Annotated in this window: 3 protein-coding genes; 2 read left to right on the forward strand and 1 reads right to left on the reverse strand. The window is 71.7% G+C overall.

The features are described from left to right. The coding region (locus VF330_RS20015; protein WP_330853152.1) for a hypothetical protein at window positions 1–470 on the forward strand (470 nt) is incomplete at its 5' end. A gap of 55 nt (window positions 471–525) precedes the next feature. Here the strand turns inward: VF330_RS20015 and VF330_RS20020 are convergent. Next, entirely contained in the window at window positions 526–1,695 is a 1,170-nt protein-coding gene (locus VF330_RS20020; protein WP_330853153.1) for a cytochrome P450, read from the reverse strand. Window positions 1,696–2,023: 328 nt separating this feature from the next. Here VF330_RS20020 and VF330_RS20025 point away from each other — a divergent pair. Next, window positions 2,024–4,978 (forward strand): indolepyruvate ferredoxin oxidoreductase family protein (locus VF330_RS20025; RefSeq protein WP_330853154.1); only part of this gene is annotated, 2,955 nt, incomplete at its 3' end.

The raw sequence follows: 4,978 nt of genomic DNA on the forward strand, positions 1-4,978 counted from the left end.
CCTCTCCCGCCGTCGCGGCGGAGGAGTCGTCGAACACCCTGAGGATCACCTACACCTGCACCGAGCCGCCGTGGCCGGGGTCGGCGTCGTCGTCCTACGACGTCACCGTCACCGCGCCGCTCACGGCGAGGAGGGGCCAGCAGTTCGCCCTCACGGCGAAGCTGCTCAGCGTCTCGCCGGCGCCGGGCGACGTCCCGGCCGGCGCCCTGCAGGGCTACACCAACCTGCTGGTGGGCGGTTCCGGTTCCGGCACGGCCACCGCCAAGGGCCTGACCAACGCCAAGGACGTGAAGAAGGGCGACCTCGTGCTGCTCTCCGGCGGCAAGGCGCTCTACACGCCCACCAAGCTCGGCGTGCACACCTTCACGCCGGACAAGTTCCAGCTGACGACGCACCTGGACACCACCATCGTGTGCGTGCCCGACAAGAGCGGTGTGATCATCGCCGTGCCCGTCTCGGAACCCATCTAGGAAGTCGAGAGCACCAGGAGAGCCCCGCCGCGTCACCGGCGGGGCTCTTCCCCCGCTACCAGGCGACGGGGAGCCGGTGCAGGCCGTAGATGACCATGTCGTCGCGCATCGTGATCTCCTCCGCCGGCACGGCGAGCCGCAGACCGGGGAACTTCTCCAGCAGCGCCGCGTAGACGATCCGCATCTCGATGCGGGCGAGCTGCTGGCCGATGCACTGGTGCACGCCGTGCCCGAAGCCGACGTGCCCGGCGGCCGACCGCGTGACGTCGAGCCGGTCGGGGTCGGGGAACTGCAGCGGGTCGCGGTTGGCGGCGGGCACCGACGCGGTGACCGACTCGCCCGCCCTGATGAGGTGCCCCTCCAGCACGACGTCCTCCAACGCCGTGCGCACGGGCCCGATGTGCGCGATCGACAGGTAGCGCATCAGCTCCTCGACCGCGTTGTCGACGAGCTCCGGCGACTCCCGCAGCTTCGCCAGCTGGTCGGGGCGGGTCAGCAGGGCGTACGTGCCGAGGGTGAGCATGTGCGCGGTCGTCTCGTGGCCCGCGAGCAGCAGCAGGTAGGAGATGTTGAGGACCTCGAGGTCGGTGAGGTCGCCGGGACCGGCCAGGCGGCTGATCAGGTCGTCGCCGGGTTCGGCGCGCTTGCGCGCCACCAGGTCCGCGATGAGCTCGCGCAGGTCGCTCATCGCCGCCATGTACTGCTCGGGGGTGGTGCCGAGGTTGAGCAGCACCGCCGCGGAGCTCTGGAACGTGGCGCGGCTGTCGTACGGCACGCCGAGCAGCTCGCAGATCACCATCGAGGGAACCGGCAGCCCGATCGACTGAACCAGATCGGCCGGCGGGCCCTGCCGGCGCATCTCGTCGAGGAACTGTTCGGTGTGTTCGGTGATGCGCGGGACCAGGTCCTTCATCCGGCGCACGGTGAATTCACCGGTGAGCACCTTCCGGTAGCGGGTGTGCTCGGGCGGGTCGTGCGTGACGAAGAATCCGGGTTCCATCATCCGCGGATCCGACGGCATGTCGTGAATGGGGGAACGGCCCAGTCCCTTGCGGGCGCTGAACCGGTTGTCCGCGAGCATCGCGCGGACCGCGGAATAGCTGGTGACGAGCCATCCCACGTGGCCGCCGGGGTAGTTCAGCCTGGTGATGGGCCGGTCCTGGCGCAGTTGCCGCAGTCCTTCCGGCGGGTCCAGGGGGCAGCGCCGTTCCAGTGGCAGCGTCACTGCCTCTTCGATGTTCTGATGGATGACCACCCGTCCGAGCCAACACCCGGGCACGTTTTTTCTCAAGGCCGGAAAAGCGCATTCCGGCAACCGTGACGTGCGCCATGTTCTGCTTCTAGGGGTTTTCAGTAGGGGTGGCCGGTGTGATTGCGATGAATGGCGAACGCGTTTTCACCCCGGCCTCCGACTATGGCACAGCCGGGCGGCCGGACCGAAATCGCTAAGGGGTTTGCCTAGGGGTTGCAGGGGTGTGACGGCCGTCCTAGCTTTCGTCGGAGAGGACTGCGAACAAGGCGTCGTCTGCGAACCCCAAGGGGATTGTCCTGTCATGAGCCTGGACACCGAGGCAGAGCAGCAGCCAGTGCCGGTCGCGTTCGCGCTGGCCGACCGCTACGCGCCGGGCGCGGGGGCGGTGCACCTCACCGGCGTGCAGGCCCTGGTCAGGGTGATCATCGAACAACGGCACCGCGACCGCGCCGCCGGCCTGCGCACCGGGGCGTTCGTCTCCGGCTACCCCGGCAGCCCCCTGGCGGGCTTCGACAAGGAGCTGCACCGCACCGCCGCCACCGCCGGGCCGCTCGGCATCGTGCACCAGCCCGGCGTCAACGAGGAGCTGGCCGCGACCGCCGTGTTCGGGTCGCAGGTCGCCGCCTCCCGCCCGGACGCGCTGGTCGACGGCGTCACCGGCTGGTGGTACGGCAAGGCGCCGGGCCTGGACAGGGCCGCGGACGCGCTGCGGCACGCGAACTTCGCCGGCACCGGGCCGCACAGCGGTGTCGTCGTGCTCGTCGGCGACGACCCCGGGGCGAAGTCGTCGACGCTGCCGAGCGCGTCGGAGTACGCGTTGCACGACGCCGCGATGCCCGTCCTCGTGCCGGGGTCGGTCGCCGAGGTGATCGAGCTGGGTCTGCACGCCGTGGCGCTGTCGCGGGCGAGCGGCCTCTGGGTCGGCCTGAAGCTCGTCAGCGAGGTCGTCGACGGCTCCGCGACCGTGCGCCTCTCCGACGCCGCCGAGCCCGTCCTGGACGGCACGCCCTACCGGCACGAGGTGTCGGGGAACCTGCTGCCGCCGGTCACGCACCGGTTGGAGGAGAACCTCCACACGGTCCGGCTGGAGGCCGCGCGGCGCTACGGCAGGGCCAACGGCCTCAACCCCGTGACCGTGACCGGGCCCCACGACCGCATCGGCGTGGTGGCGGCCGGGAAGACCTACCACGACCTGCGGCAGGGACTGGCCGAACGCGGCGTCGGCGACGCGGAGCTGCGGGCCGCCGGGGTGCGGCTGCTGCACGTGCGGATGATGTGGCCGATCGACCCCGCGACGGCCCGCGAGTTCGCCTCCGGGTTGCGCGAGGTCGTGGTGCTGGAGGAGAAGCGGCCGTTCCTGGAGTCGTGGCTGAAGGACTCGCTGTACGGCCTTCCGTCGGCGCCGAGGGTCGTGGGCAAGACCGACGAGCGGGGAACCGCGCTCGTGCCGCAGTTCGGGGTGCTCGGCTCGAAGCAGCTCGCCGACGTGGTCGCCGGCCGTGTGCCGGGACTGGTCGCGGAACGCCCGTCCCGCAAGCCGGTCCTACTGCCGCTGTTGCCGGCGCGCAAACCGTTCTACTGCTCGGGCTGCCCGCACAACCTGTCGACGCAGGTGCCCGACGGGACGCTGGTCGGCGCCGGGATCGGGTGCCACGCGCTGGTCGGCTGGATGCCGGAGGACCGCTACGGCGAGGTCACCGGCATGACCCAGATGGGCGGCGAGGGAGCGCAATGGGTCGGCATGCAACCTTTCCTGCCCGCCGCCGCGTTCGTGCAGAACCTCGGCGACGGCACGTTCTTCCACTCCGGACACCTCGCCATCCGGCAGGCGGTCGCCGCCGGCACGCGGATGACGTACAAGATCCTCTACAACGACGCGGTCGCGATGACCGGCGGCCAGCGCCCGCCCGGCGTGATCGGAGTCGGTGAGCTGACCCGGTTGCTGGAGCTCGAAGGCGTGACGCGCACGATCGTCACCACCGACGACCGCAAGCGCTACCGGGGCGTGCGCCTGGCCCGTAACGCCGTCGTCTGGCGGCGCGACCGGATCGACGAGGCGCAACGCGCGCTGGCCGGCCTGCCCGGCGTCACCGTGCTGATCCACGACCAGCAGTGCACGGCCGAGAAGCGCCGCAAGCGCAAGCGCGGTGTCGTCGCCCCGGCCGGAGCCGACGTCGTGATCAACGAGCGCGTGTGCGAGGGCTGCGGCGACTGCGCCCGCAAGTCGAACTGCCTGTCGCTGCACCCGGTCGACACCGAGTTCGGCCGCAAGACCAGGATCCACCAGTCGTCGTGCAACCAGGACGCGTCCTGCGTGGAGGGTGACTGCCCGTCGTTCGTCAGCGTGCGCAAGGGATCCGCCCGGAAGCCGGCGGACCCTCCCGCCCGGATGCCCGCCGCCGACGTCGTCGAGCTGGCCGACGGGCAGGTCTACTCCGTGCGGATGGCCGGGGTCGGCGGCACCGGTGTCGTGACGGTCAGCCAGGTCCTCGTCACCGCCGCGCTCCTCGACGGCCTGCACGCCGCGGGGCTCGACCAGACCGGCCTGTCGCAGAAGGGCGGCCCCGTCGTCTCGGACGTCCGGATCGGCCGCGCCGAGGTCACCGGCAACAAGGTCAGCACGAGCGACCTGGTGCTCGGCTTCGACCCGCTGGTGGCGCTGGCCCCGAACTCCGTGTCCACGATGGACGGACGGACTCGCGCCGTCGTCAACAACTCCGTCACGCCGACCGGTGACATGGTCGTCGGCGTCGAGGCCGCGACCGTCGCTCCCGGAGAGCTGCGCGAGCGGCTCGCGTCGGTGACCGCCCCCGGCGACCTGTGGGTCGACGCGACCAGGATCGCCGAGGACCTGTTCGGCGACCACGCCCTCGCCAACGTCGTGGTGCTCGGCGCCGCGCACCAGGCCGGGCTGCTGCCCGTGTCGGGTTCCGCGGTGCGGGAGGCCATCCGCGTCAACGGCGTCGCGGTGCGGGCCAACCTGGCGGCGTTCGAGTGGGGCAGGGCCACGGTTGCCCGCCCCGACCGCGTCCGTGCCGCGCTGGCGAAGGTCACGGCCGCCGAGGACACCGCTCGGGCGCGGACCGTGCTCGGCGACTGGGACGCGCCCGCCGAGCTGCGCGCCCTCGTGCTCACCAGGGTCGCGGACCTGATCGGCTACCAGGACGCGCGCTACGCCCGCGAGTACCTGGACCTCGTGCGGGCGGCGCACACCGCCGAGACGCGGGCCGAACCCGGCAGCACCGCGCTGGCCGAG

Source organism: Lentzea sp., assembly GCF_036380075.1.
Classification (GTDB): Bacteria; Actinomycetota; Actinomycetes; order Mycobacteriales; family Pseudonocardiaceae; genus Lentzea.